The following is a 26,153-nucleotide window of genomic DNA, read 5'->3' as shown; positions in this document are numbered from 1 at the left end:
GAGTATTTTATGGCTTGGTGGGAGTTTTAAAAGTTATAAGCTGGTAATATTTGACCCTTGAGTTTTTGACATGTTTAAATATTTTCCCCGTACTGTAGTGGTTCTGTCGTCCCTCATTTTAAAGCTTTAGCTTGAAGACATACTATATACGCATTCTATAGTACCCCATTTTAAAAGTTACGCTAAACAACATACATATAGAGACGTTCAATCGCACCTTAAATCTTTCATTAAATGACATACCATAGAGGCGTTTTTATAATCACTCCTAACCTGTCATGCTTAACTTTGTATGTTTTTGCAAGCTTTTGATACAATGATACTGTTGGATCGGAGGATGTATAATGGAAAAATCAAATGTAGAAATACTATATGAATGGCTGGATAAAACAACAGAGACTATCGAAAATTATGTAAACGAACCATATTTGGATAGTTTAACTTACACTTTAGAGATATTATTGTATAGAGAGGTACCGGCAGAATGGGATAAGATGACAGAACATAAGCTGAAAACATCATTGCAGAAGCTTGAAAACGACACACTGGATAAGGTGAATATCCGAAAAGCGCTTCAGTTGGCTATTCTAAAAGGAATGAAGGGTTCCACCCAACAGCAGCATTTAATGACTCCCGATGCGGTTTCATTGATTGTTGGTTATCTGGCGGAGAAGCTGACAGCAGGAAAGAAAGAGCTGCGAATTTTTGACCCGGCAGGTGGCACTGGTAATCTTATTACTACTGTGCTTGATCAATTACATCAGCCAATAGAGGCATTTGCAAGTGAGGTGGATCCTACATTAATTCAATTAGCTGTTCTAAATGCAAATTTACAAGAAAGGCCCATTGAGTTTTTCCATCAGGATAGCTTGCAGCCGTTTTTACTAGACCCGGTCGATTTGGTAGTTGCTGACTTGCCGGTTGGCTATTATCCGGATGATATTCGTGCAAATGATTTTGAGTTAAAAACGGATGAAGGCCACTCCTATGCCCACCATTTATTTATCGAACAGGGAATGAATTATACGAAAGAAGCAGGGTATTTGATTTTTGTTATCCCTGAATTCCTGTTTGACAGTGATCAGTCAGACAAATTACATCGATATGTAAGAGAATATGCACATATTATTGGTGTGCTCAGACTGCCTGAGAGTGCTTTTACTTCAAAAAAGAATATAAAAAGCATATTGATCCTGCAGAAAAAAGGGAAGAATACAACAGCACCATCACAGCCTTTATTGGCACAAGTGCCTTCGTTTAAAGATACGAACGCCATGAGTAAAAGTTTAGGACAGATTAACGATTGGTTTCAACTTTATTTGAAGGAGTGACGTAATTTGAATAAAATACTGGCAATTAATGCAGGGAGTTCATCCCTGAAATTTCAATTGATTTTTATGCCAGAAGAAAAAGTGCTGGCAAAAGGGCTGATTGAACGAATTGGCTTAATTAATTCTGTTTTTACTTTAGAGGTAGACGACAATAAAGACAAACAAACAGAGGAGATTCCAGATCACGAAGTAGCAGTTAAAAAACTGCTTGAAGGCTTAAAAAGTTCTGGCGTTATTGAATCTTTTAATGAAATTGATGCAGTTGGCCACCGGGTTGTTCATGGGGGCGAAAAATTCAGTGATTCGGTAAAAATTACAGAGGAAGTCATTGAAGTTATTGATGAGGTTTCTGAACTGGCCCCGCTGCATAACCCGGCAAATTTGACAGGTATCCAGGCCTTTCGGGAAATGCTGCCGGAAGTACCAATGGTTGCAGTTTTTGATACGGCATTTCACCAAACAATGCCACCGTCTTCCTATCTTTACAGCTTGCCATATTCGTATTACAAAGATTACGGTATAAGAAAATACGGGTTCCATGGGACAAGTCACAAATATGTATCGCAGCGTGCCAGTGAATTATTAGGGATACCATATGAACAGCTAAGGCTTATTACCTGTCATTTGGGGAACGGTGCCAGTATTGCGGCTGTTCAGGGCGGCGAATCGATTGATACATCGATGGGCTTTACTCCACTGGCCGGGGTTACGATGGGCACTCGTTCCGGGAATATTGACCCTGCACTTATTCCATTTATTATGGAGAAAACTGGTAAATCAGCCGAAGAAGTAATGAATGTATTGAATAAGGAAAGTGGGATGCTTGCCTTATCCGGGTATTCCAGCGACTTGCGGGACATAGAGGAACAGGCGGATAACAATGAACGGGCAGAGCTTGCGTTAGATGTGTTTGCAGACAGAATCCACAAATATTTAGGTTCCTATGCCGCGAAAATGTCCGGTGTTGATGCTATTATTTTCACGGCCGGCGTTGGGGAAAATAGCGATACGATCAGAGAAAAAGTACTAAACGGTCTTGAATTTATGGGGGTTTATTGGGACCCTGCATTAAACAAGGTCAGAGGGAAGGAACAATTTATTAACTACCCGCATTCTCCGGTTAAAGTTATTGTCATCCCAACTAATGAAGAAGTCATGATTGCCAGGGATACAATCAGGTTGGCAGAGAGTTAAAAAGCATAATAATCGTGCTGGTCAAGCATTGGGCAGGTATCCCGGTTCTTGGCCAGTTGTATTTTAAAAAAGGGGGGAGGTTGAAACAGCTTCAAAATTACTATAAAAAACTTCAATATACTAAAAAATAAGACGTTAAAAATAACGAATCATGAATTACAACTGAAGGAGGTGTGATCCTGGTACTAAAACCACTTGCAGTAGATTGACCAGTGGAAGGAATGGTCTGCTGTAAGCATGCTGGCTCTAACAGAGCGTCGCGGGAAGTTTTGGACAACAGGTTCATGACAGAGGGTTAACCCCTCTCCTGACGAAACGACGTGTGAATCGTCGCGGAAGTCCTCTTACCTGGTTCGGGGGCGAAAATATACTATGGAGACTAAATTGATAGTTTTTTGTAGGTTTTAGTAACCAGGAATTATGTCAATTAAAGAGCATAAGAAAAACAAAAAGTCTGTTAATTGTATGATTATAACTGTGAGTGATACCAGGACAATAGAAAGTGATAAAAGTGGCGATTTGATGGAACAGCTGCTAAACGAAGCGGGACATCAAACCATTCATCGTGAGATCGTGAGGGATGAACGGGAACTGATTCAGCAAGTAATAACGGTGAACAGTAAAAGTCCGGAAATAGATGTAATTTTAACTAATGGCGGTACAGGCATTGCTAACCGTGATGTGACAATTGAAGCAGTAGAAAGTCTGCTTGATAAAGAAATCCCCGGATTTGGTGAATTGTTCAGGGTGCTGAGTTACAAGGAGGACATTGGGTCAGCAGCCATCATGTCCAGAGCAATTGCTGGGGTGTGCAACGATACCGCAGTCTTTTCTACCCCAGGATCTTCAGGCGCGGTCAAGCTAGCCATGAACAAACTGATCTTACCAGAACTCTCTCACGTGGTGCATGAAATAAAAAAGTAGGGGGCGGAGGGACAAGTGCATTGTCCCGGAAAAAATGGGGACAATGCACTTGACCTTTTAGACCCAAGAAGAATTCCGAATTAATTATCTTATGATGAGTACATCGCAAGTTGCATAGCGGGTAATACTTTCTGATACGCTGCCGATTAAAAATCTTTCTACGGCATTCATTCCTGTTGCACCACAAATAATTAAATCTGCTTTAAAATCCTCTGCGATGTCTTTAGCAATTTTTACTTTTGGAGAGCCATATTCCACAACCCGAACTAAATCTGTTACTCCTGCTTCTTTAGCACTATCCACATAGCTGTCCAAAAGCTCTTTTGCATATTCTTCGGCACGTTCAGCCAATGTACGATCATAGGCTTCTGCCGTTGCAAACGTTCTAGAATCCACGACATGGGCAAGAATTACCCGGGCATTATTTCGTTTGGCAATATCCAATGATTGTTTAAATGCTTTTTCAGACGCTTCTGAACCATCAACAGCAACAATTATTTGATTGTATTCCATACTTATCTCCCCTTTCACTTCTATTATATACCCTAAAATTTTGTGCAACAATCACAATTTGCTGATATTGGTAAAATTACCATGGAAATGTTACAGCATTATGGACAAAATAAAAATGGAGGTGATATAGGTGGCAAAAAAGAAAAAAGCAAATAAGCCAGCACATTTAATTGAAGATAATGAAGGCGTAGCAGCTGTAAAGAATCAATTAAATGAGAGCTATCAGAGTGGTGTTATTGAACAAATGCATAACAATAAAAACGTGCACACTTTTAATAACCAAAAAAATTAATACTGTTAAATAAGCTTTCACCTGCAGGATTTGTCCCTGCAGGCGAAAGCTACTTGCAAAAATGAAGAAAAACTATCCACCAATAATTTGCAGCTCTTTTGGATATTTCGTCAGCAATTCAGGTCCTTTTTTCGTCATAAACACCATATCCTCAATTCGCACACCACCTTGACCGGGAACATAAATTCCAGGCTCAATAGTAAAGGACATGCCCGCTTCAAGGGCAAGCGCATTCTTGCTATGCATGGAAGGGTACTCATGTGTTTCTATACCGAGCCCGTGACCAATTCGATGGGTAAAATAATCGCCATAGCCGGCTTTTTCAATATGTTCTCTTGCTGTTTGATCCAACTTACCGACAGCTGTACCCACTTGTGCAGTTTCTATTGCTTTCTTTTCTGCCGCCAGCACCGTTTCATAAATGTTTCTTTGCTCATCCGTAATTGTTTTATATGCAACGGTTCGGGTAATATCGGAGCAGTATCCTTCAAAAACCACGCCAAGATCGAACAGCACCATATCACCTGTTTCTATTTTTTTCATGGTCGGTGTTCCATGTGGAGAAGCTGTTTTTGTACCAGACAGGGTCATAGTTTGAAAGGACATCTGCTGAATGCCCTGTTTCTTCAGTTCATATTCTATGTTAGCAATGACCTCCAGCTCACTGATACCTTCCTGGATACTTTTTACTCCTATTTCAATGCCAAAATCAGCAAGTTCAGCTGCCTGTTTCAGCCGCGCATATTCATCCATCGTTTTTATGACACGAACCGATGCAAGCAATTCCTGAACATCGAAAATCACTGCACGTGGAAGTATTTCTTTAACCGCGTTATAGCGTTCGAGTGTCAAATGGTCATGTTCAAGCCCGATCACTTCAGGATCTTCACTATCTCTATGTAATTGATCTGCTAAGAGTTTCCACGGGTTTTCATGATCATAATAGCTGATTATGTCATATGTCCAGCCGGCATTTTTGGCATCTTCTCTTTCCAGGGCAGGTACAATAAGCAATGGATCGCGTGACTTACTGATATAAACACCGATTAAACGTTCATGCGGGTCTGTAAGATGGTTGCTTACATAATAAAAATTGGCAGGTGACGTAATAAACATGCTTTCCAAATTATTTTCTTGCATTTTTTCAAGTATCTGATTGATTCGTTTTGTCATAAACTACATCCCCCTCATTTAAATATTAATGTTATTATAGCAAAACTAAACAAATTTGTATTTTCGCGAAACTTATTTTAGGGAATAATCGTAATAAAGGAATAAGGAAAAAATATAAGGAGGTTCTATTAATGTTTAAATTTTTTAGTCGAATTAAAACTGTCGTAAGTTCTGAATGGAATGCCATGCTGGATAAAGCAGAAGATCCTGTAAAGATGCTGGAGCAGTTTATGCGTGACATGGAAGATGATATACACGAAGCAGAACAAGCCGTTGCCAAACAAATAGCAAGTGAGAAGATGCTAAAGCGAAAAGCAAATGATGCAGAAGCCATAGTGGAAAAAAGACGAAAGCAGGCAGAAGAAGCAATTGAAGCAGATGAGGAAGCTCTTGCAAGAAGAGCACTGGAAAGCAAGCAGGAAAATCAAAAACAGGCTGACGTATTGCTGGAGTCCTGGGATAAAGCAAAACAGGATACGGACAGCATGAAAGAAAAGCTCAATGAAATGAAAAAAGAATATACCCAAATGAAAGCAAAAAAAGATTCTTTAAAGGCACGTGCGGAAAGTGCCAAAACACGGACTAAAATGAACCGCACCCTTTCTAATATCGGCAGTGACCGCTCTCGCCAAGGGTTTGAACGGATGGAAGAAAAAGTACTTCAGTATGAAGCAGAGGCAGAAACGTCAGAGGACTTTTCGCATGCTTCCCGCTCCCTGGATCAGGAAATTGAAGGATTAGGCGAAAGCACTGTGGACAAGGAACTGGAAGAACTGAAGGAAAAAAAGAATAAAAATGTTTAACAAATTCTTATAACGGGAAAGGATTTTTTAAGGTTTTTATAGAATATATACAGTAACATGTTTGTAAGGAGAGGATTATGAATGAAAGTATCATATCATGGACATTCCGTAGTAAAAGTTGTTACAGATTCACACACGATTTTAATCGACCCGTTTATTTCAGGGAATGAAGCATGCGATTTGGATGCAGATTCTGTAGATGCAGATGTCATTTTACTTACGCATGGCCATAATGATCATGTTGGTGATACAATACCTATTGCTAGAAGGACAAATGCATTGATAGTGACGTCAGCTGAACTTGCCGACTTCTTTGGTCCGAAGGATTTAAACTCCCACCCGATGCATATTGGAGGCAAGCATAAATTTGACTTTGGCACAGTAAAATTCACCCAGGCCTTCCACGGCTCCTCTTTCACCGATGAAGATGGCACTGTTGTTTACGGCGGTATGCCGGGCGGTATTTTACTAACCGTAGAAGGAAAAACAATCTACCATGTGGGAGACACCGGATTATTCTCAGACTTGAAATTGATTGGTGATATGAATGATATTGATTTAGCATTCGTACCAATTGGAGATAATTTCACAATGGGGCCCGAAGATGCACTGGTAGCTACTGATTGGATTCAGGCTAAAACAGTGGTGCCGATTCATTATAATACTTTCCCGGTGATTGAGCAGGATCCGCATGATTTTGTCAGTAAGGTGAAGACAGGCGAAGCTAAAGTAATGAATATTGGGGAAACGTTGACCCTGTAATATGCAGTTACTCGTGGGCCAGACCGCTCACGAGTTTGTATTGCATATCCTCTAAAGAATGCCCCCTCAAAATGATGATTCAAATTTTTCCCTTATATCTTAAATGAAAGAGCTATTACAACTTCAAATTATTTTTCAATGTTACAAATAAGCATATTATATAATCACGAAATGAGGAGCCAACAAATGACAGATATTTCTATCATTTTATTTTTTGTGCTTGGATTGGTGTTTGGTTCGTTTTTTAATGTAGTTGGGTTACGATTGCCAAAAAATATCCCGTTTGCAAGCGATAGATCCAGGTGTCCTTATTGCGGCCACAATATAACTTTGATTGAAAATATCCCCCTATTTTCTTTTCTTGTACAATCAGGCAGATGCAGAAAATGTAAGGAAAAAATATCTCCTCTGTATCCTGCTATTGAATTAACAACAGGTATATTATTTGCATTAAGTTTTCATCTGCTAGGCTGGCAGACTGAATTGATAATTGCTTTATTACTGGTTTCCATGCTAATAATTATGCTTGTCTCCGATTTGAAATACATGGTTATCCCCAACAAAGTACTCCTCTTCTTCCTGCCTATTTTCATTATATTTCGGATAGTAGAACCACTGGATCCATGGTGGTCGCCAATCGCAGGGGCACTGACAGGGTTTTTATTGCTGGCACTAATTATTATCATTAGCCGGGGAGGAATGGGAGCAGGGGATATGAAGTTATTTGGTCTCCTGGGCATCGTTTTTGGGATAGAAAAGATTCTGCTGACATTATTCCTATCTTCCATGATTGGTGCAATAATTGGTGCTTTCATGCTTGCTGCAAAAAGAATTAACAGGAAGCAGCTTGTACCTTTTGGACCTTTTATTGTCATCGCCTCACTCATTACATATTTTTACGGAGATCACCTGTTAAGTTGGTATTTTCAATGGAGGATGATGCCTTGATAAATGTATGGAATAACTATCTTGTCCCATTTCTGCCGTCATGAATCTGTTCCTTCATTCATATGTTATTACATAGAAAAGAATAAAAGGAGGTCATGTTCATGCGTCACTACGCTATTTTACGACTACTGCTTGCAGGGTTCTTACTGTATTTCGCCTGGCCACAGGTACCATACGCGACAACGATGATTGAGCATATTTTTTGGGGAGCATGGGTTTTGTTTTTTCTTTTGGTGGCAGGTGCTAACTTAGCAACCCTTCTACAAATGACAAAACCGCCGGTAATGGAACAGGAAGAGCTGAGAGAACGCCAGACACACCGGGCAGGTATGAATTGAGTTTCTGCGCTTTCAACTGTATAATAAAAATCAAGTGATGTACTAGTACAGATTGAAAGTTGGTGTCGTCCAATGGCAACAAAGCATGAACAAATTATACAGCATATTACATCCTTACCTGTTGGACATAAAATCTCTGTAAGACAAATTGCGAAACAGCTGCATGTCAGTGATGGAACAGCTTACCGGGCTATTAAAGAAGCGGAAAATCAAGGGCTTGTCAGTACAATTGAGCGGGTAGGAACGATTCGGATTGAACGGAAGAAAAGAGAGAACTTCGAAAGGCTGACATTTGCTGAAGTCATTAACATTGTTGATGGACAAGTACTTGGCGGCAGGGAAGGGCTGCATAAGACATTGAATAAATTTGTCATCGGTGCTATGCAGCTGGATGCCATGATGCGTTATACGGAAGCGGACTCCCTGTTAATTGTGGGAAATCGGGTAAAAGCACATGAGCTAGCATTAAATGCAGGCGCAGCTGTATTAATCACCGGCGGTTTTGATACCAAGGATTATATTAAAGAAATTGCCGATGAAAAAAAGCTGCCGATCATTTCTACAAGTTATGATACGTTTACGGTGGCAGCAATGATCAATAGAGCAATTTATGACCAGCTGATTAAAAAAGAAATCGTATTTGTTGATGATATTTACACACCATATGATGATTCCTATTATTTGCATATGAAGGATAGTATCGAACAGTTTTATGAGTTGAATGAAAAATCCACACATACCCGCTTTCCTGTCGTGGATGATAATAATCGGGTCGTTGGCATGGTTACTTCAAAAGATATTATCAGTAAACCGAGCAATGTATTTATTAATAAGGTCATGAGTAAAAATCCGGAGATGGTGCAAACGAAAACATCCCTTGCTTCTGTAGCAAGAATGATGGTCTGGGAAGGTATTGAAGTGGTACCAGTTGTCGATCAGTCCTCCCATCTGAAAGGCGTCATATCCAGACAGGATGTATTAAAAGCACTCCAACAGTTGCAGCGGCAGCCACAAATGGGTGAAACCATTGATGACATTGTCGCTCAAAACTTGAGTGAAGCCGAAGAAGATAAGGCGGTATATGAAACGAAGGTAACCCCGCAAATGACCAATCATTTGGGAACTTTGTCAAATGGTGTTTTCACGGCACTCATTACAGAGGCGAGCAACAGGTTGCTGAGGAATGATAAAAAAGGGGATCTTGTTACAGAGAATTTAACGGTCTATTTTATTAAACCGGTACAAATAGACAGCAAGATAAAAATAAAACCTGTACTCCTGGAAGTCGGTCGCCTGTATGCGAAACTGGATGTAGAAGTATATCAAGGTGACAGCACCGTGGGTAAAGCATTAATTATGGCGCAGCTGATTGACCGGTGATATATTTATTGGGGAATCTGGCTTAATACCAAGCCAGGGGTGAATCATATTAATAGAAAAGAGGCCGGGACATATCTAAATAATCCGTTCAAAATACAAACAATGCACTAACCTAGCGGAGTATATTTCCGGAGCAAGATATAGCCGCTAATTATTATTGTTCGGATTTTCCTTGATAAGAATACTTTTGTCCCAACCTCGATCAAAACTATGCATTGATTCTTTTCCATTCATTTCTGTAATGCTTTATTTGTTTAAAGCTGTCATATAACATATAGCCGCCCAAAACTACGAGAACAATTCCTACAAATAAAGCAAATTGTGTTAAATAGAATAAATATTGATTTATACCAAAAAAGAACACCAGACTCCCGAGACACATCCGTGACTTTGCATTAAAATAAGCTTGGGTGAGTCCATCATTGCTTTTTAAAATAGCTACTTTATAATAAACATATAATACGACACTTAAAACGATTATTATCGGAAAAATAACCATGCAATCTCTCCTTGGTTGTGATTGAATACCATACTATATTGTATCATTTTTAAGTAGGAATGCCATAAAGAAATAGAGTAAGGGGAAAAAATATGAAGCTGAAACAAATCATGGACACAATTAAAGCTTATGAAACAATTATCATTCATCGCCATGTCCGGCCGGATCCGGATGCGCTCGGCTCACAAGCCGGGTTAAAAGAAATTATTAAACAAACTTATCCTGATAAAAAGGTATATGCGGTTGGGGAAGAAGATCCAAGCTTTATTTTTTTAACACAAATGGATGAAATTAATGACAGCATATATGAAGATGCACTTGTTATTGTATGTGACACAGCAAATATGGAGCGGATCAGTGATGACCGTTACGAGCTTGGGGAAAAGCTGATTAAAATTGATCATCACCCAAATGTCGATGTATTCGGAGATATTTACTATGTTGACACGGAAGCAAGTTCTACAAGTGAAATCATCTATGAATTATATAAACAATCTGAACTGCAAATGAATGAGGCGGCGGCAAGGCTGCTTTACGCCGGAATTGTAGGGGACACCGGCAGGTTTTTATTTCCGAGCACAACGAATAAAACATTCCTCTATGCAGCAGAGCTGGTGACGTATCCATTTGACCGTACTGCTTTGTATAATGGATTATATCGCATTAAAGATAATATTGCCCGGCTCAGGGGATATATATTACAAACATATAAGCTGAATCCGAATGGTTCCTGTTCGGTAAAGCTCACCCAGGAAATATTGGATGAGTATGGCGTAACTTCTTTGGAAACCGGTCAGTTAATCAGTGTGCTGGGAGATGTTGACGATATTATTGCTCCTACGTTTTTCATTGAAGAAGATGGAATAATCCGGGTTCGTTTACGTTCCAAAGGGCCGGTCATTAATGAAATTGCGGAAAAGTATAATGGGGGAGGCCATCCGCTTGCCTCAGGTGCCACAGTTTATTCTTGGGAAGAAGCAGAAAATCTCATTCGGGATATTGAAGAAGCATGCAGGGAATACAGGGAATAAAATAACAACGGTTGGTTTTTTCACGGACTACCTTATACAATTTAAAAAAAGTGCTGATCTCCTTTTTGGAAATCAGCACTTCTTTACAATCAGCTGCTTATTTTATCTTCTTCTTCTTTTAGAGGGATGAACCAGCAGCCGGTTCTTGAATTGTCATAATGTACATGTAAATGCTCTCTTTCTATGCCCCGTTTAATTAAACGGATCAGCTCATGCGTTTCAGCATAGGCACTTTCTCCCGCTTTGAGCTGACGGATTTTTTCATCCCGCATTCTTCTTTTATTCAACATGCGAACCCCTCCTATCATTTTAATACCGTATGCAAATATGTGAAAAAGTGATTCCTTTCCTACTTTTATTTTATAAGGTTTTTATGAATTTGGCTATACTTTATGAGAAAGTTTCAATTATTGTTCACATTGTTCTGACAGACTTTTCGGCAATCTGCTAATTAGTAAGTGTTGCTTCTACAGTAATCCGGACCGTTTCCCAGATTGTCAGCAGTTTTACCTCCAACTCATAATTAAAGTCATCGATCAAGTATTCCTTGTTTTCAATGGTGGACTCCAGAAGCATATCACTTTGGCCGATGACGGAAAGATCCTGTCCAATAATATGATCCACTTCCTGCTTCACCATTTCCTCCAGATCGTGAATAAGCAGGCGATCCAGCCGTAAATCCTCGCTGTTTGCAATGGTGACCACAATTGTATCAATGGTCAATACCTGGTTCTGTTCCTCATCAAGCTCTTCCTGATTCTGGATCAATGCTTCATTCTGGTTTTCCAAATCATTTATTTCAGACTGAAAAGACCGGTTTTGCGCCAGCAATTCTTCATACATTGATCCATACATATAAAGAAAGACACCATAGGCAATAATACCTCCGATAAGGGTGCCGGCAAAAAAACGCTGCCACGTTGTTTTTTTATAAAAAGGAGGGATATGCATCAGGTTAGATCCTCCTGTACCAGCCATTCTATACAGATGATGGCTGTTTTCACCCCGCCCATGGCAGAAACGATCAGTAATGCTTGTTTGAAAACATCCATCGTGGAGCCTTCAAAAATGCCTTTTTCAAAATTGGTGAACGCGTCAAAGGTGCCACCGATGGCAGCAGCAATAGCCCATATTCTCAGTCTTTTTGCAATGCGGCCAATCGATGACAATGTACCATCTCCTGTGGCAAAGTCCCCAATACTTCCAATAATTGCCCCACCAATGACAACACCAAATGCAATGAAATAACAATGAATAAAAGCAGCAAAAAATCTTTCTTCGATCATAAAGCACCGACTCCTCTTGAGGGCTATTTCATTCATTTTATGTGGCGAATAGACAAGTTATGATTAGGAATCAGCAAAACCGTATGCATGTTCTTATTCCCATGGTATAATGGAAGGAAATATTTCTTCAATTTTTAAAAGGCGGGATGGCATGTCTTTTACACATTTACAAATTCGATCGGGATACAGCTTAATGAAAAGTACAATCACTATCGATAAACTAATAGATAAAGCAAAAGAATTAAAGGTTAATGCCCTTGCGCTTACAGATGAGCATGTTCTATACGGAGCAATTCCTTTTTACAAGGCTTGTCTGAAAAATGACATTAAACCCATCATCGGTATGGTTATTAATCTTGCTGTCAGTAACGAGCGGCAGGAAGCATGCATTCTGCTTGCAAAAAATAATGCAGGTTATAAAGAGCTGGTTAAAATTAGTACATATATAAATCAGCATGAGAAAAACGTCCTGGAATTTGATGAGCTAAGCATAGATTCGGGAGATCTGATAGCGATTTTTCCTTTACAGTACGCCGACTTGCGGCAATATCTGGAAACTGGGGATAATGCTGCCGTCTCTTCCTATTTGGAAAAACGGCAGCAGCTATTTACCAATTGTTATATCGGTGTTACAGGGCGTGAAATGAACCAGGATACTGCACTGCTGGAAAAGCTTAAATCTTTATCGGAAAATCAGGCTGTGCAAGTAACTGCCATTCAAGATGTCCGCTATTTAAACCCGGATGATTATATGGCATATGATTGTTTACAAGCGATGAAACAGGGGGTTACATGGGAAGGGAAAAGACAGGCTGTAAATGTGCCTGACTACCATTTTAGCCGACTCGAGGAAATAAAGGAGAACTTTTCCGGCTGGCCTGAACTACTGGAAGAAACAAACCGGATTAAAGATAGCTGTAATGTATCTTTTGATTTTACGCAGCGAAGGCTTCCTTCTTTTCCAGTCCCTGATGGTTCGGAGTCTTTTGATTACTTGCAGAAAAAATGTAAGGAAAACTTGAAATACCGTTATGAAAAAATAACGCCTGAAATAGCGGAAAGACTGGAATATGAGTTGAGTGTTATCCAGTCCATGCAATTTAGTGATTACTTTTTAATTGTCGCTGATTTTATAAATCATGCAAAGGAACAGTCCATTGTGGTGGGACCAGGAAGAGGATCATCTGCCGGCTCTCTGGTGGCGTATGCATTAGGTATTACAGATGTCGACCCAATCAAATACGATCTGTTATTTGAACGGTTTCTGAATCCGGAGCGACTGACCATGCCTGATATTGATGTAGATTTTTCTGATATCCGCCGGGATGAAGTGATTGATTATGTACGAGAAAAATATGGACAGGAACATGTAGCACAAATTATTACATTTGGTACGTTTGCATCCAGATCGATTATTCGAGAGCTGGTAAAAACGCTTGCCATTGAGCAGGAAGATGCCAATTTTATTTTGAAACAGGTAGCGTCTTTTCCGAACAAACGGATCGTGGAAATGGCAAATGCATTTGATGAAGATGTAAAAGCATATATTAAGCAATCCCGGAAGTTAAAAATGTTGCTTACGATAGCCACTAAATTGGAAGGCATTCCAAGACATATTTCCACACATGCGGCAGGTATTGTGATTACGGAAGAGCCGCTGGTGGAGCATGTGCCGCTCACGGTTGGGGTAAACGAGAGCAATTTAACCCAGTTTTCCATGAACGACTTGGAATCACTTGGATTGTTAAAAATTGATTTATTGGGATTGCGCAACTTAACATTTTTAGAAAAAACGGTACAATCCATTAACTTTTCCACAAAGCGAAAGTTGTCACTGGATAATCTTCCCGCATCAGATGATAAAACGTTCCAGCTGCTCCGCTCTGGAAAAACAAATGGCATATTTCAGCTGGAATCACAAGGAATGCAAAATGTGCTGAAGCAATTGAAGCCGACAGCATTTGAAGATGTTGTTGCGGTAAATGCGTTGTACCGGCCAGGGCCAATGGAAAACATACCTGTATATATAAAGCGTAAGCATAATCAAGAAAAAGTGGCTTACCCTCACCCGGATCTTGCTCCGATTTTGGGAAAAACTTACGGGGTGCTTGTTTATCAGGAGCAGATCATACAAATCGCCTATCGCATGGCCGGATTTAGCCTTGCAGAGGCAGATCTTCTGCGGCGAGCTGTCAGCAAAAAGCAGCAGGCAGTCATGGATGATCAAAGAGAGAAGTTTATTGAAGGGTGTATACAAAATGGGTACAAAAAGAGGATAGGCGAAGAAATTTTCGCCTGGATCGTTAAATTCTCCAACTACGGATTTCCTCGAAGTCATGCGGTAGCCTATAGTAAAATTTCCTATCAGCTGGCTTATTTAAAAGCGAATTATCCTGCGTATTTCTTTGCAGAATTATATAGCTCGGTAGCAAATCAGCATGATAAAATTCAGCAATACAGACGGGAAATACAGGAGCTTGGCCTTTCTTTTAAACCACCATCGATTAATAAAAGCTTTGGTAAATATGCGGTGGACAAAAATGGAGTTCGAATGGGTTTACTATCGATCAAAGGAGTGGGCAATAAAGCCGTCCAGGAAATACTCCGTGTAAGGAAAGAGGGACGATTTAAACATTTATCCGATTTTTGTCTGCGTGTCTCCTTGAGCATTGTAAACAGACAGACGATTGAACTTTTAATTATGGCCGGAACGCTTGATGAGCTTCATGCTAATAGAGCAAGTTTACTTGCTTCCATTGACCAGGCGATTGAGCAGGGAGAGCTTTTTAGAGAATTTCACGATCAGCCCAATCTGTTTGGAAACCAGCTGGAATTGGAAACTGCGTATGTTGAGATTGAAGACTTCACCGATGTCAAAAAACTAGCTGATGAAAAAGAGCTTCTGGGCGTCTATATTTCAAGTCACCCACTGGAAAACTATCGGTTGAAACTCAGGGCAAATGGCTATCTTGCTTTAGACCATGCAAAACAAAGTAAAGAAAGAAAAGAACAGAAAAGTGCTGCAATTATAGATAAAATAAAAACGATTCGGACAAAGCGCGGTGATCCGATGGCATTTCTAACACTCAGTGATGAAGCGGATGAGATGGAGGCTGTTGTTTTCCCTGATTTATACAGAAATACCAAGCAGGTGTTGGAGGAAGAAAATCTAATCATGTTTCAAGGAAAAGCGGAAAATAGAAATAATCGGATACAGTGGCTGCTTTCGGATATACACCTATTTGATGAGAAAAGGCTGCAAGAAGTGCAGGAACAGCGGTTATTTATTAAACTTCCGGAACAGGCGGAGGAACAAAACTTAAGTTTTATCAAACGTACAGCTTATCAGTACCCGGGGGATACGCCTATTATCCTTTTTGATGAAACAACCAGAAAAACCTATCAATTAAAAGAGGATTTTTTTATTGAGCCTGCCTATGACTGTTTGCTTGTTTTACGCAAACAGTTTGGCAAAGATGCTGTTGTTTTACAAAAGAGTACAATATAAAGTGATTGATGATCCATCCTTTACACAAAGGATGGATCTGTTATAATGGAGAAGTTAAGCGTGGTCAGACCACTTTTTTAAGAAGCATTCATACTTATATAGAGAAGTCTGTTATTTTTAACGAACAATGCTTTATGCTTGCAATTGCGATGGTTAAAACGTTAAATAAACTATAATTAATGTTAATGGGGAAAATATTTCACTTACGATTACAAAGGAGCGGGGTAATAAATGGCTAGTTTAAGAGATGAAGCATTACATATGCATAAGGTAAATAAGGGGAAGCTGACAACGAATTCCAAAGTTCCTGTTCGGAATGCAAGAGATTTAAGTCTCGCTTATTCACCGGGAGTTGCTGAGCCGTGCAAAGAAATCCATGATCGCAAATCAAAGGTTTATGATTATACGATGAAAGGTAATATGGTGGCAGTCGTGAGCGATGGTTCCGCTGTCCTTGGCCTTGGCAATATCGGCCCGGATGCGGCGCTTCCTGTTATGGAAGGGAAATCCGTATTATTTAAAAGTTTTGCAGGAGTGGATTCTTTTCCAATTTGCCTGGATACCCATGATGTTGATGAGATCGTAAATACCGTAAAATTAATGGAGCCTACCTTTGGGGGAGTCAATCTGGAGGATATCGCGGCACCTAACTGTTTTATTATCGAAGACCGCTTGAAAAAAGAAACAAACATCCCGATTTTCCATGATGATCAGCATGGAACAGCTATCGTAACGCTAGCAGGATTAATTAATGCGCTGAAGCTGGCAGAAAAAGACTTTTCAGATATTAAAGTAGTTGTGAGTGGTGCGGGCGCTGCAGGTATAGCTATTATAAAACTTTTATACAGTTTTGGTGTCCGGGATATGATCATGTGCGACTCCAGAGGTGCTATTTATAAAGGTCGTTCTTTTGGGATGAACGACGTAAAAGAGAAAGTAGCTGAGTTCACGAACGTCAACAATCAAGAAGGCAGTCTGGAGGAAACGCTTGATGGTGCTGATGTCTTTCTTGGCGTATCGGCTGCGGGTGCATTAACTAAAGAAATGGTTGGAAAAATGAATGAAGACCCGATTATATTTGCCATGGCAAACCCGGATCCGGAAATTATGCCGGAAGATGCAAAAGAAGCTGGTGCCAAAGTAATCGGGACAGGCAGGTCAGATTTCCCGAATCAAGTAAATAATGTACTGGCGTTTCCCGGGATTTTCCGTGGTGCACTGGATGTGCGGGCAACCAGAATTAATGAACGGATGAAAATTGCGGCAGCCCATGCGATTGCCTCACTCATTTCTGAAAATGAACTAAACGCTGATTACGTTATCCCAGCTCCTTTTGACTCAAGAGTTGCTCCTATTGTTGCCAAAAGTGTAGCAAAAGCAGCAATGGAATCAGGTGTTGCCAGAATCGAAGTGGATCCGGAAGAAGTAGCTGAGAAAACTAGAGTACTAACACAGATTGACAATGGCTAATAAAGGAGTGAATCATGGCTGTGTCCATGTCACCTAAACAAAAAGTATATCAAGGTGTTTTACTTGAAATCCGCAAATTTATTGAAAGCAATCAATTGGAACCTGGTGATAAACTTCCATCGGAACGTGAATTATCCGAAAAATTGAAACGAGGCAGGTCCTCTGTACGAGAAGCGTTACGGGCGATGGAATTATTGGGTTTAATCGAAACGAAGCATGGGGAAGGAACGTTTTTGCGAACCTATCGTCCTTATAAATCGGTTGAACTTCTGGCTTTATTTATATTACAGGATCATAATACCAGGGAAGATTTGTTATTAGTGAAGCAGCTTCTGGAAAAGGAAGCTGCTAAGCTTGCTTTTCCCCATTTGGATGGGCAAGATATGAGAGAATTAAATAAAATCAGCAATCATACAATGACAGAAACAATGGAAAAACACAGGGAATTTTTCCATCTTCTCGTAAAACGGACAGATAATCAGCTGCTCGTGAAAATATGGCAGCTACTGGACGAATTTTCACGTACTATTCATTCGGAACATTACCCGATGGGATTTTATAAAGATTTAATGGAACTTTACAGCGCCAGAAACTTCGCGGAGATCGAACCATTGTTTGAAAAAACAGTTAGCGTTAGCACTCCAATAAAGTAATTTAATTTTTTTATCGACTTATTTTGACACCATTTTTAATAGGTTTTCGTTATGGTAATAAAGGAAGTACCCAGCATCATGAAGCAGCGTTGGTTTTGCTGAAGAAGGGGGAGTTATCTTGCTTAAGGATTTTTTTGGTAAGCGAAAAAAGTATGCATCTATTCCTAGTGAGCAGGCAAAATCGGATGTTCCAGCGGGATTAATGCAAAAATGCAATTCATGCCACAAGATTTACTACCGGAAAGAAATGAACAAAAACTTGCAAGTGTGCCCAAACTGTAATTACCACCATCCATTACTTGCATGGAATCGGATTGAAAGTTTATTTCATGAAAATTCGTTTGAAGAATGGGATAAAGGTTTAATCACTGGCAATCCACTTGATTTTCCCGGTTACGATGAAAAAATGGCAAAGGATCGTGAGAAAACTGGGTTAAATGAAGGGGTTGTATCGGGCAAAGGGCTCTTGAATGGACAAGCAGCAGCATTTGCAGTAATGGATTCCAGCTTTCGCATGGGAAGTATGGGGTCCGTTGTCGGCGAAAAAATAGCCCGGGCAATAGAAAGAGCAAAAGAGGAAAATCTTCCTTTTATTATCTTTACAGCCTCAGGCGGCGCAAGAATGCAGGAGGGTGTATTAAGTCTGATGCAAATGACTAAGACTTCTATGGCGGTGAAGCGATTCAGTGACGCTGGCGGATTACTCATTACGGTCATGACTCACCCGACTACCGGTGGTGTTTCTGCTAGTTTTGCTTCTCTCGGTGATTATAACTTTGCAGAGCCCGGTGCATTGATTGGATTTGCCGGCAGACGGATCATTGAACAAACGATTCGCGAAAAATTGCCGGATGATTTCCAGACTGCTGAATTTCAATTAAAGCATGGTCAATTGGATAAAGTCATACACCGTCATGAATTAAAGGGAACACTGTCAACCCTGCTCCATATGCACAGGAAGGGTGGAAATCAGGAATGAAACATGTGCTTGAATTCGAGAAACCAATTGTTAATTTGAAAGAAAAAATTGAAGAATTGAAACGATATACTAAGGATAGTGATATTGATTTGTCCGGGGAAATTCAAACCCTTGAAGAAAGACTTGCCGTACTGGAAGATGATATATATGGAAATTTGAAGCCATGGAATCGCGTGCAGATGGCAAGGCATCCGGAGCGGCCGACAACGATGGACTATATAAATATATTATTCACTGATTTTATTGAATTTCATGGGGACAGGTTATTTGCAGATGATGAAGCAATTGTTTCAGGCATTGCTTACTATAAAGAAAAACCAATCACGGTGATCGGTCACCAGCGTGGGAAGGATACAAAAGAAAATATCCGGCGCAACTTTGGCATGCCGCATCCGGAAGGCTACAGGAAAGCGCTCCGGCATATGAAACAGGCGAATAAATTTAAACGTCCGATTGTTTGTTTTATTGATACAAAGGGTGCTTATCCCGGAAAAGCGGCAGAGGAGCGCGGACAAAGTGAAGCAATCGCACATAATCTGATGGAAATGGCCGGACTTACGGTCCCGGTAGTTTGTATTGTGATCGGTGAAGGAGGAAGTGGCGGGGCACTTGCTTTAGGTGTCGGAGATCATATCCATATGCTGGAGAACTCTACATATTCCGTAATTTCTCCCGAAGGAGCAGCAGCACTTCTGTGGAAGGACGCTTCACTTGCACAGCGCGCAGCGGAAACAATGAAAATTACTGCTTATGACTTAAAGCGACTAGAAGTCATTGATCAAATTATCCCTGAGCCAAAAGGCGGTGCCCACCGAGGCATGGACGAGCAGGCGGCACATATCGATCATGTACTCAATCAGTCCCTGGAACATTTAAAAGGTTTTTCAGCGGAAGAATTACTAGAAAACAGGTGGGAAAAATATAAGCAGATAGGTGATTATAGAATGCTATCATGATGGGAGAGGTTGGCCTTAGCAGTCAGCCTTTTTCATTGTCCAAGTGGTTATAAAAGCATCTTGATGAGGATTTGTTAGTTTTCAAAAGAACTGCTCCCTAGTGTTTCATTTATTAAAAATATTTTGTGAGTTTTCTAAAAAATCTTCCATAATGACGATGAATGATATTTTTATAATGTGCTTCCTTCATTTTTCCTAAAGGGTGAAACAACCACTGTCATTGTGTAATTAATTGCTATTTTTGACTGTTAGATTTATCTTTGTAGTAGAGGAAGTTTATTCGGAAGAAACTGGACAACCAGAGGTGAAAATATATATATGAATAAAATTGGGATATTAACGAGCGGCGGTGATGCGCCAGGCATGAATGCAGCAATTCGAGCAGTTGTGAGAAAAGCTATATATCATGATGTGGAAGTATACGGCATTCGGTCAGGTTTTCAAGGTTTAATGGAGGGTGCCATTCATAAGATGGAGCTTGGTTCCGTTGGGGATATTATTCATCGTGGAGGGACGGTGCTGCAGTCTGCTCGAAGTGATGAATTTAGAACGGAAGAGGGGCAGCAGAAAGGAATGGAACAACTTAAGCAGTTTGGTTTGGATGGACTTATTATAATCGGCGGAGATGGGAGTTTTCGGGGAGCACAGAAACTGACGGAAAAAGGATTCTCTTGCATTGGCGTTCCAGGCACCATTGATAATGATATTTACGGAACCGATTTTACGATTGGGTTTGATACTGCATTAAATACGATTATTGAAGCAATTGATAAGATCCGGGATACGGCAACATCGCATGAACGGACATATATCATTGAGGTAATGGGAAGAGATGCTGGAGACCTTGCATTGTGGGCTGGACTTGCAGACGGGGCAGAGAGTATTATTATTCCGGAAAAACCCGATGAATTTCATGAAGTTACGGAAAGAGTCGTCAGAGGACATGAACGTGGTAAAAAGCACAGTATAATCATTGTAGCAGAAGGGGTCGGAAGCGGGTTTGATTTTGCAAAGAAAATTGAAGAGGAGACAAGCCAGGAAACAAGGGTTTCCGTTTTAGGCTACATCCAGCGCGGCGGATCACCAACTGCTTCAGACCGGGTACTGGCAAGCAGACTGGGGGCTTATTCCGTTGATTTATTACTAAAGGGAATATCTGGTAAAATGGTTGGAATACACCAGAACAAACTGGTGAACAATGAATTTTCCGCCATTTTATCCAAGAAGCACCATATTGACGAAGATATGTACCAGCTATCCAAAGAACTGTCTATATAAACCATAACAACTGCAAGGAGATGAAAACATGAGAAATACGAAAATTGTTTGTACGATTGGGCCTGCTTCAGAAACAGTGGAAAAGCTGGAACAGCTCATTGAAGCAGGAATGAATGTGGCTCGTTTAAATTTTTCTCACGGAAATTTTGAAGAGCACGGGGAACGAATAAAAAATATTAGAATGGCACAGGAAAATACAGGAAAAACAGTAGCTATCCTATTGGATACAAAGGGTCCGGAAATTCGTACAGGGAGCTTTAAAGGTGGAGAAGCTGCATTGGAGCAAGACAGCTTTGTCACAATCACTGTGGATGAGGTAGAAGGAACTGCAGCACGTTTTTCCATTACGTATGAAGGATTAATTCATGATGTACATGAAGGCTCAAAGATCCTGCTGGATGACGGGTTAATTGAACTGGAAGTTTTAGAGATTGACAAACAAAATAATGAATTAAAAACAAAGGTAATTAACGGAGGAATAATTTCAAACAAAAAAGGGGTTAATGTACCAAATGTTTCCGTTAATTTGCCAGGCATAACGGATAAAGATGCCCGGGATATTTTATTTGGCATTGAACAGGATGTTGATTTTATCGCTGCTTCCTTTGTCCGCCGGCCTTCAGATGTATTTGATATTCAGGAACTGCTGGAAAAACATGATGCCACACATATTAAAATTATTCCTAAGATAGAGAACGGGGAAGGTGTCGACAACCTTGATAAAATACTGGAAGTAAGCGATGGGATAATGGTGGCACGTGGTGATTTGGGAGTGGAAATTCCAGCAGAGGACGTACCACTTGTCCAAAAAGAGATGATTAAAAAATGTAATCTTTCGGGCAAACCCGTTATTACAGCAACGCAGATGCTTGATTCGATGCAGCGGAATCCAAGACCGACTAGAGCAGAGGCATCTGACGTAGCTAATGCTATTTTTGACGGAACAGATGCGATTATGCTTTCCGGTGAAACAGCTGCAGGCGACTATCCGGTTGAATCGGTACAAACGATGAGTGATATTGCATTAAAAACCGAGACGGCATTGGATCATCATGCGATTTTAAAATTCAGGTCCAAAGACATAGATATGACAATTACCGATGCGATCAGTCAGTCAGTAACCTACACAGCAATGAATCTTGGTGTAAATGCAATAATTGCTCCAACCGAAAGTGGACATACAGCAAGAATGATTTCCAAATACAGACCGGCTACACCGATAATTGCAGTTACTTTTCATGACAGGATTAACCGTCAGCTTGCACTCGTTTTTGGCGTACACCCTACCAGGGGAAGAAAAGCTGATTCTACCGATGAAATGCTTGATATAGCGATAGAAAGCGGCTTAAAGACAGGATTGGTGGAGCATGGAAGCAGGGTTATTATTACCGCCGGAGTTCCAGTAGGTGAAAGTGGCACGACAAATCTGCTAAAAGTGCATGTGCTCGGAGATGTACTTGCTAAGGGCCAGGGGATCGGTAAACGCAGCGCATACGGAAAAGCAGTGGCTGTTAAAAATGCCGAACAGGCGTTAAATTCTGTTGACGAAGGGGATATCGTCGTCACATACGGTACCGACCCCGATATGATGCCTGCGATTGAAAAAGCTGGCGGAATTATTACGGAAGAAGGCGGTTTGACTTCTCATGCGGCAGTAGTCGGAGTAAGCCTTGGCATCCCTGTCATTGTAGGTGTACAAGACGTTTTTGACACCATTTCTAATGGGGAGGACATTACCATTGACGGGACTAAAGGAGCTATTTATAAAGGGCATATGAAAGTATTGTAAAACGTAAAAGAAAGCCATGAAGTAATTGTTGGACGCATGGCTTTCTTTACTTGCACTCAAATGGGAAAGGGGGGGGGAATATGCGGTGGATACTGCTAGTACTCATGGTTCTATCCGCACTGGAAATTGGATTATTTGTTTGGATCGGTGGCATGATCGGTCCATGGTGGGTAGTTTTTATAATAATTATGACCGGGATTATCGGTCTTTATCTGGCAAAGCAGCAAGGTATTGATACCTGGAAAAAGGCACAGCTTTCTATGCAGCGAGGTGAGGCGCCAACAATGTATATTATTGATGGAATTTGTATATTAGTTGGTGCGGCTTTTTTATTTACACCTGGCTTCATTTCGGATATTACTGGTTTTCTTCTTGTTATTCCTGTAACGAGAAGCATGTTTAAACTCAGTATTGAAAAATTAATTAGACGGTTGATGGATAAGAATACGATTATTCATAGAAGATGGTAATCACCCTTTAATAAAAAACCAAACTTGATGGAAAATCCTGGTTTGATATAGAACATTGCCGATCACAACGAGTATTGGTGCAATTATAATACCGATTACCCCCCACAGCTGAACACTGATAAATATGGCGATGACAACAGCCAGTGGATTCATGCCGATGCTTGAAGAAAGTATTTTTGGTTCCAGAAACTGCCTTACGATAACGATAAACATATATAAAAGTATTAGACCAATCGTCAGTGAATAATTTCCTGTTATAAATAAATAGATTGCCCAGGGAATGAATATAATGCCTGTACCAATATAAGGCAGCAAATCAATAACCGCTGTTAACAGGGCAATCGTTATTGCATGCTCTACCTTTAATAGCGATAGTCCGGTGAATATGATCAGCATTGTAATGAAAATTAGCGTAAACTGTGCTTTCATAAACCCTGCTACTGCTTTTTTTAAATGGTATATAATTTCCCTGCAGTATGACTGTATGGAAGGTGAAATGACCTCTTCGGCTCTTTTTTTCAGTCTAGGCCAGTCATTTGTCATTAAAATGGTAGCAATGATAATAAAAATTACGATGGTTACAGAACCCGGAAGCCATGTGAAAAGCTCAGGAATCATCATTAGCAGGTTTTGTAATAACTGAGATCCCAAAGCTGCAACTTGACTTAATATTTGTTGTACAGTTTCATTGAGCGTCTTCTGCTGGGACGCATCCAGCGTATGTAAAAAAGATATGACTGTCTCATACATTGGCAAGAGTTTTGTTTGAATAAAATTTTCCACTATCACAATAAATTGCTGAAAATGAGTTGGCAGAAAATCAGCCAGAAAAACTGCGCCTTGCACGATTTCAGTAATAATAAAAAATAACATTCCAATACACAATATAAAGACAATAGTGATCACCGTTAATGTTGCAATCAGACGAGGGAATTTCAGCTTGTCCTGCAGAAAACTAACATACGGATGGAGGAACATGGAAAAAAATATTACGAATGTAATAGGAAAAATAAATATCCATGTGTTCGTAAACAGGAAATAAGTGCCTATAATAACAGCGATAACAATAAAAAAGCGCAATGTTTGATAGAATAACTGCTTGTACATATTATTCCTCCGCTATGCCAGATTTTAAAATTTTAACCTCATTATTCCAAGCCTATCAGGCTATAAAAATATTAATCTAATTACTATGTTATCTATGCAACTTGACCAACAAATAGAAGTCCTTTTACAAGTATAGAAGAAAAGGTATACTGCCAAAAATTGCAACTAAATGTCATGATTTATCAATTTCAGTCGATTTATTTGATGAATTTAATAAAAATAATCGCTTTCAATTCACATTACTTACATATTACTTTATAATTGGAGTGGGAATGACAATGCTGGTTTTTAAACAATTGTCGTTAATGGCTCACATCCATACACAAATTATAGAAAAGGAGAGGGTTTGTTATGACATCAGCAAAAGGGCTTGAAGGAGTTGTCGCAACTCAGTCGTCAATTAGTTCTATTATTGATGATCAGCTTACATATGTAGGCTATAAAATTGATGATCTCGCTGAAAACTCGAGTTTTGAAGAAGTAGTTTTTTTATTATGGAATTTAAGGCTGCCAACGCAATCGGAACTGGATGCTTTTCAAGCTGAACTCGCAGAAAATATGACAATTCCTGAAGGCGTTGTTGAACATCTGAGGGCTTATGATTTATCAAAGGTACATCCAATGGCTGCATTGCGTACGGCAATTTCACTGCTTGGTCTGTATGATGATGAAGCAGATGAAATGACTGAAGAAGCAAATAAACAAAAAGCAATTCGGATTCAGGCGAAAATTGCTTCTATTGTTACCGCTTTTTCCAGAATCAGACATGGGAAAGATTTGGTTCAACCAAAAAAAGATTACAGCTATGCCGAGAATTTTCTTTACATGCTTAATGGTAAAGATCCGGAAGCTATTGAAGTGGAGGCTGTTAACAAGGCATTAGTTCTTCATGCGGATCACGAGTTAAACGCATCCACCTTTACTGCAAGGGTTTGTGTGGCAACGCTATCGGATATTTATTCCGGCATGACAGCTGCAATCGGAGCATTAAAAGGGCCATTGCACGGCGGAGCAAACGAACAGGTAATGGCCATGCTTTCTGATATTGGTGAGGAAGAAAATGCCATTCCATATATTGAGAAAAAACTTGAAAATAAAGAAAAAATTATGGGGATGGGACACCGCGTGTACCAGCATGGTGACCCGCGTGCTAAATTCCTGAAAGAAATGTCCAGACAGCTTACAGAACTCACAGGAAATTCAAAGTGGTATAATATGTCCGTGAAAATTGAGAACTATATTAAAGAAAATAAAGGGCTTCCGGCAAATGTTGATTTCTATTCGGCTTCCGTATATCATAGTCTTGGGATAGATCATGATCTATTCACACCAATATTTGCAATGAGTCGTGCTTCAGGCTGGCTGGCACATATTCTGGAACAATATGCAAACAACCGTCTGATTCGTCCACGTGCAGAATATATTGGTCCTGAATCACCGGAATATGTTAAGATTGAAAACCGGTAAAA

The 26,153-nt window shown here is 40.0% G+C and carries 26 protein-coding genes; 19 read left to right on the top strand and 7 right to left on the bottom strand.

Annotation, left to right across the window (positions count from 1 at the left end):
- The first annotated feature begins 344 nt into the window (after positions 1–344).
- The 3 genes from ACDX78_RS14185 to ACDX78_RS14175 all read left to right on the top strand — a co-directional run bounded on the left by ACDX78_RS14185 (position 345) and on the right by ACDX78_RS14175 (position 3,449).
- Positions 345–1,331: a class I SAM-dependent methyltransferase gene (locus ACDX78_RS14185; RefSeq protein ID WP_486028806.1), complete on the top strand. Its 987-nt coding sequence runs from the start codon at positions 345–347 to the stop codon at positions 1,329–1,331.
- A 6-nt stretch (positions 1,332–1,337) separates the two neighbouring features.
- Positions 1,338–2,525, top strand: a complete 1,188-nt coding sequence (locus ACDX78_RS14180; RefSeq protein ID WP_486028805.1) for an acetate kinase — start codon at positions 1,338–1,340, stop codon at positions 2,523–2,525.
- A gap of 420 nt (positions 2,526–2,945) precedes the next feature.
- The gene (locus tag ACDX78_RS14175) at positions 2,946–3,449 is read left to right on the top strand and encodes a MogA/MoaB family molybdenum cofactor biosynthesis protein (protein WP_486028804.1); all 504 of its coding nucleotides are present in this window, start codon (positions 2,946–2,948) and stop codon (positions 3,447–3,449) included.
- An 84-nt stretch (positions 3,450–3,533) separates the two neighbouring features.
- Here ACDX78_RS14175 and ACDX78_RS14170 read toward each other — a convergent pair whose 3' ends face one another.
- The gene (locus tag ACDX78_RS14170) at positions 3,534–3,962 is read right to left on the bottom strand and encodes a universal stress protein (RefSeq protein ID WP_486028803.1); all 429 of its coding nucleotides are present in this window, start codon (positions 3,960–3,962) and stop codon (positions 3,534–3,536) included.
- A gap of 130 nt (positions 3,963–4,092) precedes the next feature.
- On the opposite strand from ACDX78_RS14170, the gene ACDX78_RS14165 reads away from it, so the two are divergent.
- Positions 4,093–4,254 carry a hypothetical protein gene (locus tag ACDX78_RS14165; RefSeq protein ID WP_486028802.1) on the top strand — a complete coding sequence of 54 codons (162 nt, stop codon included), beginning with the start codon at positions 4,093–4,095 and terminating at the stop codon, positions 4,252–4,254.
- Between the two features lie 72 nt (positions 4,255–4,326).
- Here ACDX78_RS14165 and ACDX78_RS14160 read toward each other — a convergent pair whose 3' ends face one another.
- Complete coding sequence (locus tag ACDX78_RS14160) at positions 4,327–5,427, bottom strand: M24 family metallopeptidase (RefSeq protein ID WP_486028801.1); 1,101 nt, start codon at positions 5,425–5,427, stop codon at positions 4,327–4,329.
- Positions 5,428–5,558: 131 nt separating this feature from the next.
- Between ACDX78_RS14160 and ACDX78_RS14155 the strand changes: the two genes are divergently transcribed.
- From ACDX78_RS14155 to ACDX78_RS14135, 5 genes are all read left to right on the top strand, one after another.
- Complete coding sequence (locus ACDX78_RS14155) at positions 5,559–6,230, top strand: PspA/IM30 family protein (RefSeq protein WP_486028800.1); 672 nt, start codon at positions 5,559–5,561, stop codon at positions 6,228–6,230.
- A gap of 81 nt (positions 6,231–6,311) precedes the next feature.
- Complete coding sequence (locus tag ACDX78_RS14150; RefSeq protein ID WP_486028799.1) at positions 6,312–6,992, top strand: metal-dependent hydrolase; 681 nt, start codon at positions 6,312–6,314, stop codon at positions 6,990–6,992.
- Positions 6,993–7,178: 186 nt separating this feature from the next.
- Positions 7,179–7,940, top strand: a complete 762-nt coding sequence (locus ACDX78_RS14145; RefSeq protein WP_486028798.1) for a prepilin peptidase — start codon at positions 7,179–7,181, stop codon at positions 7,938–7,940.
- A gap of 101 nt (positions 7,941–8,041) precedes the next feature.
- On the top strand, positions 8,042–8,278 hold the full coding sequence (locus ACDX78_RS14140; protein ID WP_486028797.1) for a hypothetical protein: 237 nt from the start codon (positions 8,042–8,044) through the stop codon (positions 8,276–8,278).
- A gap of 72 nt (positions 8,279–8,350) precedes the next feature.
- The gene (locus ACDX78_RS14135; protein WP_486028796.1) at positions 8,351–9,658 is read left to right on the top strand and encodes a DRTGG domain-containing protein; all 1,308 of its coding nucleotides are present in this window, start codon (positions 8,351–8,353) and stop codon (positions 9,656–9,658) included.
- Between the two features lie 208 nt (positions 9,659–9,866).
- On the opposite strand, the gene ACDX78_RS14130 is transcribed toward ACDX78_RS14135, so the two are convergent.
- On the bottom strand, positions 9,867–10,157 hold the full coding sequence (locus ACDX78_RS14130) for a YtpI family protein (RefSeq protein ID WP_486028795.1): 291 nt from the start codon (positions 10,155–10,157) through the stop codon (positions 9,867–9,869).
- Positions 10,158–10,249: 92 nt separating this feature from the next.
- On the opposite strand from ACDX78_RS14130, the gene ACDX78_RS14125 reads away from it, so the two are divergent.
- Positions 10,250–11,188 carry a DHH family phosphoesterase gene (locus tag ACDX78_RS14125; RefSeq protein WP_486028794.1) on the top strand — a complete coding sequence of 313 codons (939 nt, stop codon included), beginning with the start codon at positions 10,250–10,252 and terminating at the stop codon, positions 11,186–11,188.
- 89 nt (positions 11,189–11,277) lie between these two features.
- On the opposite strand, the gene ACDX78_RS14120 is transcribed toward ACDX78_RS14125, so the two are convergent.
- From ACDX78_RS14120 to ytrH, 3 genes are all read right to left on the bottom strand, one after another.
- On the bottom strand, positions 11,278–11,478 hold the full coding sequence (locus tag ACDX78_RS14120; protein WP_486028793.1) for a YtzJ family protein: 201 nt from the start codon (positions 11,476–11,478) through the stop codon (positions 11,278–11,280).
- Between the two features lie 157 nt (positions 11,479–11,635).
- Entirely contained in the window at positions 11,636–12,139 is a 504-nt protein-coding gene (gene ytrI, locus ACDX78_RS14115; RefSeq protein WP_486028792.1) for a sporulation membrane protein YtrI, read from the bottom strand.
- Entirely contained in the window at positions 12,139–12,471 is a 333-nt protein-coding gene (ytrH, locus tag ACDX78_RS14110; RefSeq protein ID WP_486028815.1) for a sporulation membrane protein YtrH, read from the bottom strand. Before ytrH ends, ytrI begins: the two co-directional genes overlap by 1 nt.
- Before the next feature lie 154 nt (positions 12,472–12,625).
- Between ytrH and dnaE the strand changes: the two genes are divergently transcribed.
- From dnaE to ACDX78_RS14070, 8 genes are all read left to right on the top strand, one after another.
- Entirely contained in the window at positions 12,626–15,982 is a 3,357-nt protein-coding gene (gene dnaE / locus ACDX78_RS14105) for a DNA polymerase III subunit alpha (RefSeq protein ID WP_486028791.1), read from the top strand.
- Between the two features lie 231 nt (positions 15,983–16,213).
- Positions 16,214–17,452: an NADP-dependent malic enzyme gene (ystJ, locus tag ACDX78_RS14100; protein ID WP_486028790.1), complete on the top strand. Its 1,239-nt coding sequence runs from the start codon at positions 16,214–16,216 to the stop codon at positions 17,450–17,452.
- A gap of 14 nt (positions 17,453–17,466) precedes the next feature.
- Positions 17,467–18,105: a FadR/GntR family transcriptional regulator gene (locus ACDX78_RS14095; RefSeq protein WP_486028789.1), complete on the top strand. Its 639-nt coding sequence runs from the start codon at positions 17,467–17,469 to the stop codon at positions 18,103–18,105.
- Between the two features lie 118 nt (positions 18,106–18,223).
- Positions 18,224–19,084, top strand: coding sequence for an acetyl-CoA carboxylase, carboxyltransferase subunit beta (accD, locus tag ACDX78_RS14090; RefSeq protein WP_486028788.1), 861 nt, complete (start codon positions 18,224–18,226; stop codon positions 19,082–19,084).
- Positions 19,081–20,040 carry an acetyl-CoA carboxylase carboxyl transferase subunit alpha gene (gene accA, locus ACDX78_RS14085; RefSeq protein WP_486028787.1) on the top strand — a complete coding sequence of 320 codons (960 nt, stop codon included), beginning with the start codon at positions 19,081–19,083 and terminating at the stop codon, positions 20,038–20,040. Before accD ends, accA begins: the two co-directional genes overlap by 4 nt.
- 318 nt (positions 20,041–20,358) lie before the next feature.
- The gene (pfkA, locus tag ACDX78_RS14080; protein WP_486028786.1) at positions 20,359–21,318 is read left to right on the top strand and encodes a 6-phosphofructokinase; all 960 of its coding nucleotides are present in this window, start codon (positions 20,359–20,361) and stop codon (positions 21,316–21,318) included.
- A 28-nt stretch (positions 21,319–21,346) separates the two neighbouring features.
- A complete protein-coding gene (pyk, locus tag ACDX78_RS14075; RefSeq protein ID WP_486028785.1) occupies positions 21,347–23,107 on the top strand; it encodes a pyruvate kinase in 1,761 nt (586 codons plus the stop codon).
- 80 nt (positions 23,108–23,187) lie between these two features.
- On the top strand, positions 23,188–23,577 hold the full coding sequence (locus ACDX78_RS14070; protein ID WP_486028784.1) for an FxsA family protein: 390 nt from the start codon (positions 23,188–23,190) through the stop codon (positions 23,575–23,577).
- Here ACDX78_RS14070 and ytvI read toward each other — a convergent pair whose 3' ends face one another.
- On the bottom strand, positions 23,578–24,684 hold the full coding sequence (gene ytvI / locus ACDX78_RS14065) for a sporulation integral membrane protein YtvI (protein ID WP_486028783.1): 1,107 nt from the start codon (positions 24,682–24,684) through the stop codon (positions 23,578–23,580).
- Between the two features lie 351 nt (positions 24,685–25,035).
- Between ytvI and citZ the strand changes: the two genes are divergently transcribed.
- Positions 25,036–26,151 (top strand): citrate synthase, encoded by a 1,116-nt coding sequence (citZ, locus tag ACDX78_RS14060; RefSeq protein WP_486028782.1) that lies wholly within the window; start codon positions 25,036–25,038, stop codon positions 26,149–26,151.
- The last annotated feature ends 2 nt before the right edge of the window (positions 26,152–26,153 follow it).

Source organism: Virgibacillus oceani (genome assembly GCF_041521345.1).
GTDB classification, from domain to species: Bacteria; Bacillota; Bacilli; order Bacillales; family Amphibacillaceae; genus Virgibacillus_N; species Virgibacillus_N oceani_A.
This window is presented reverse-complemented; position numbering and strand designations above follow the sequence as displayed.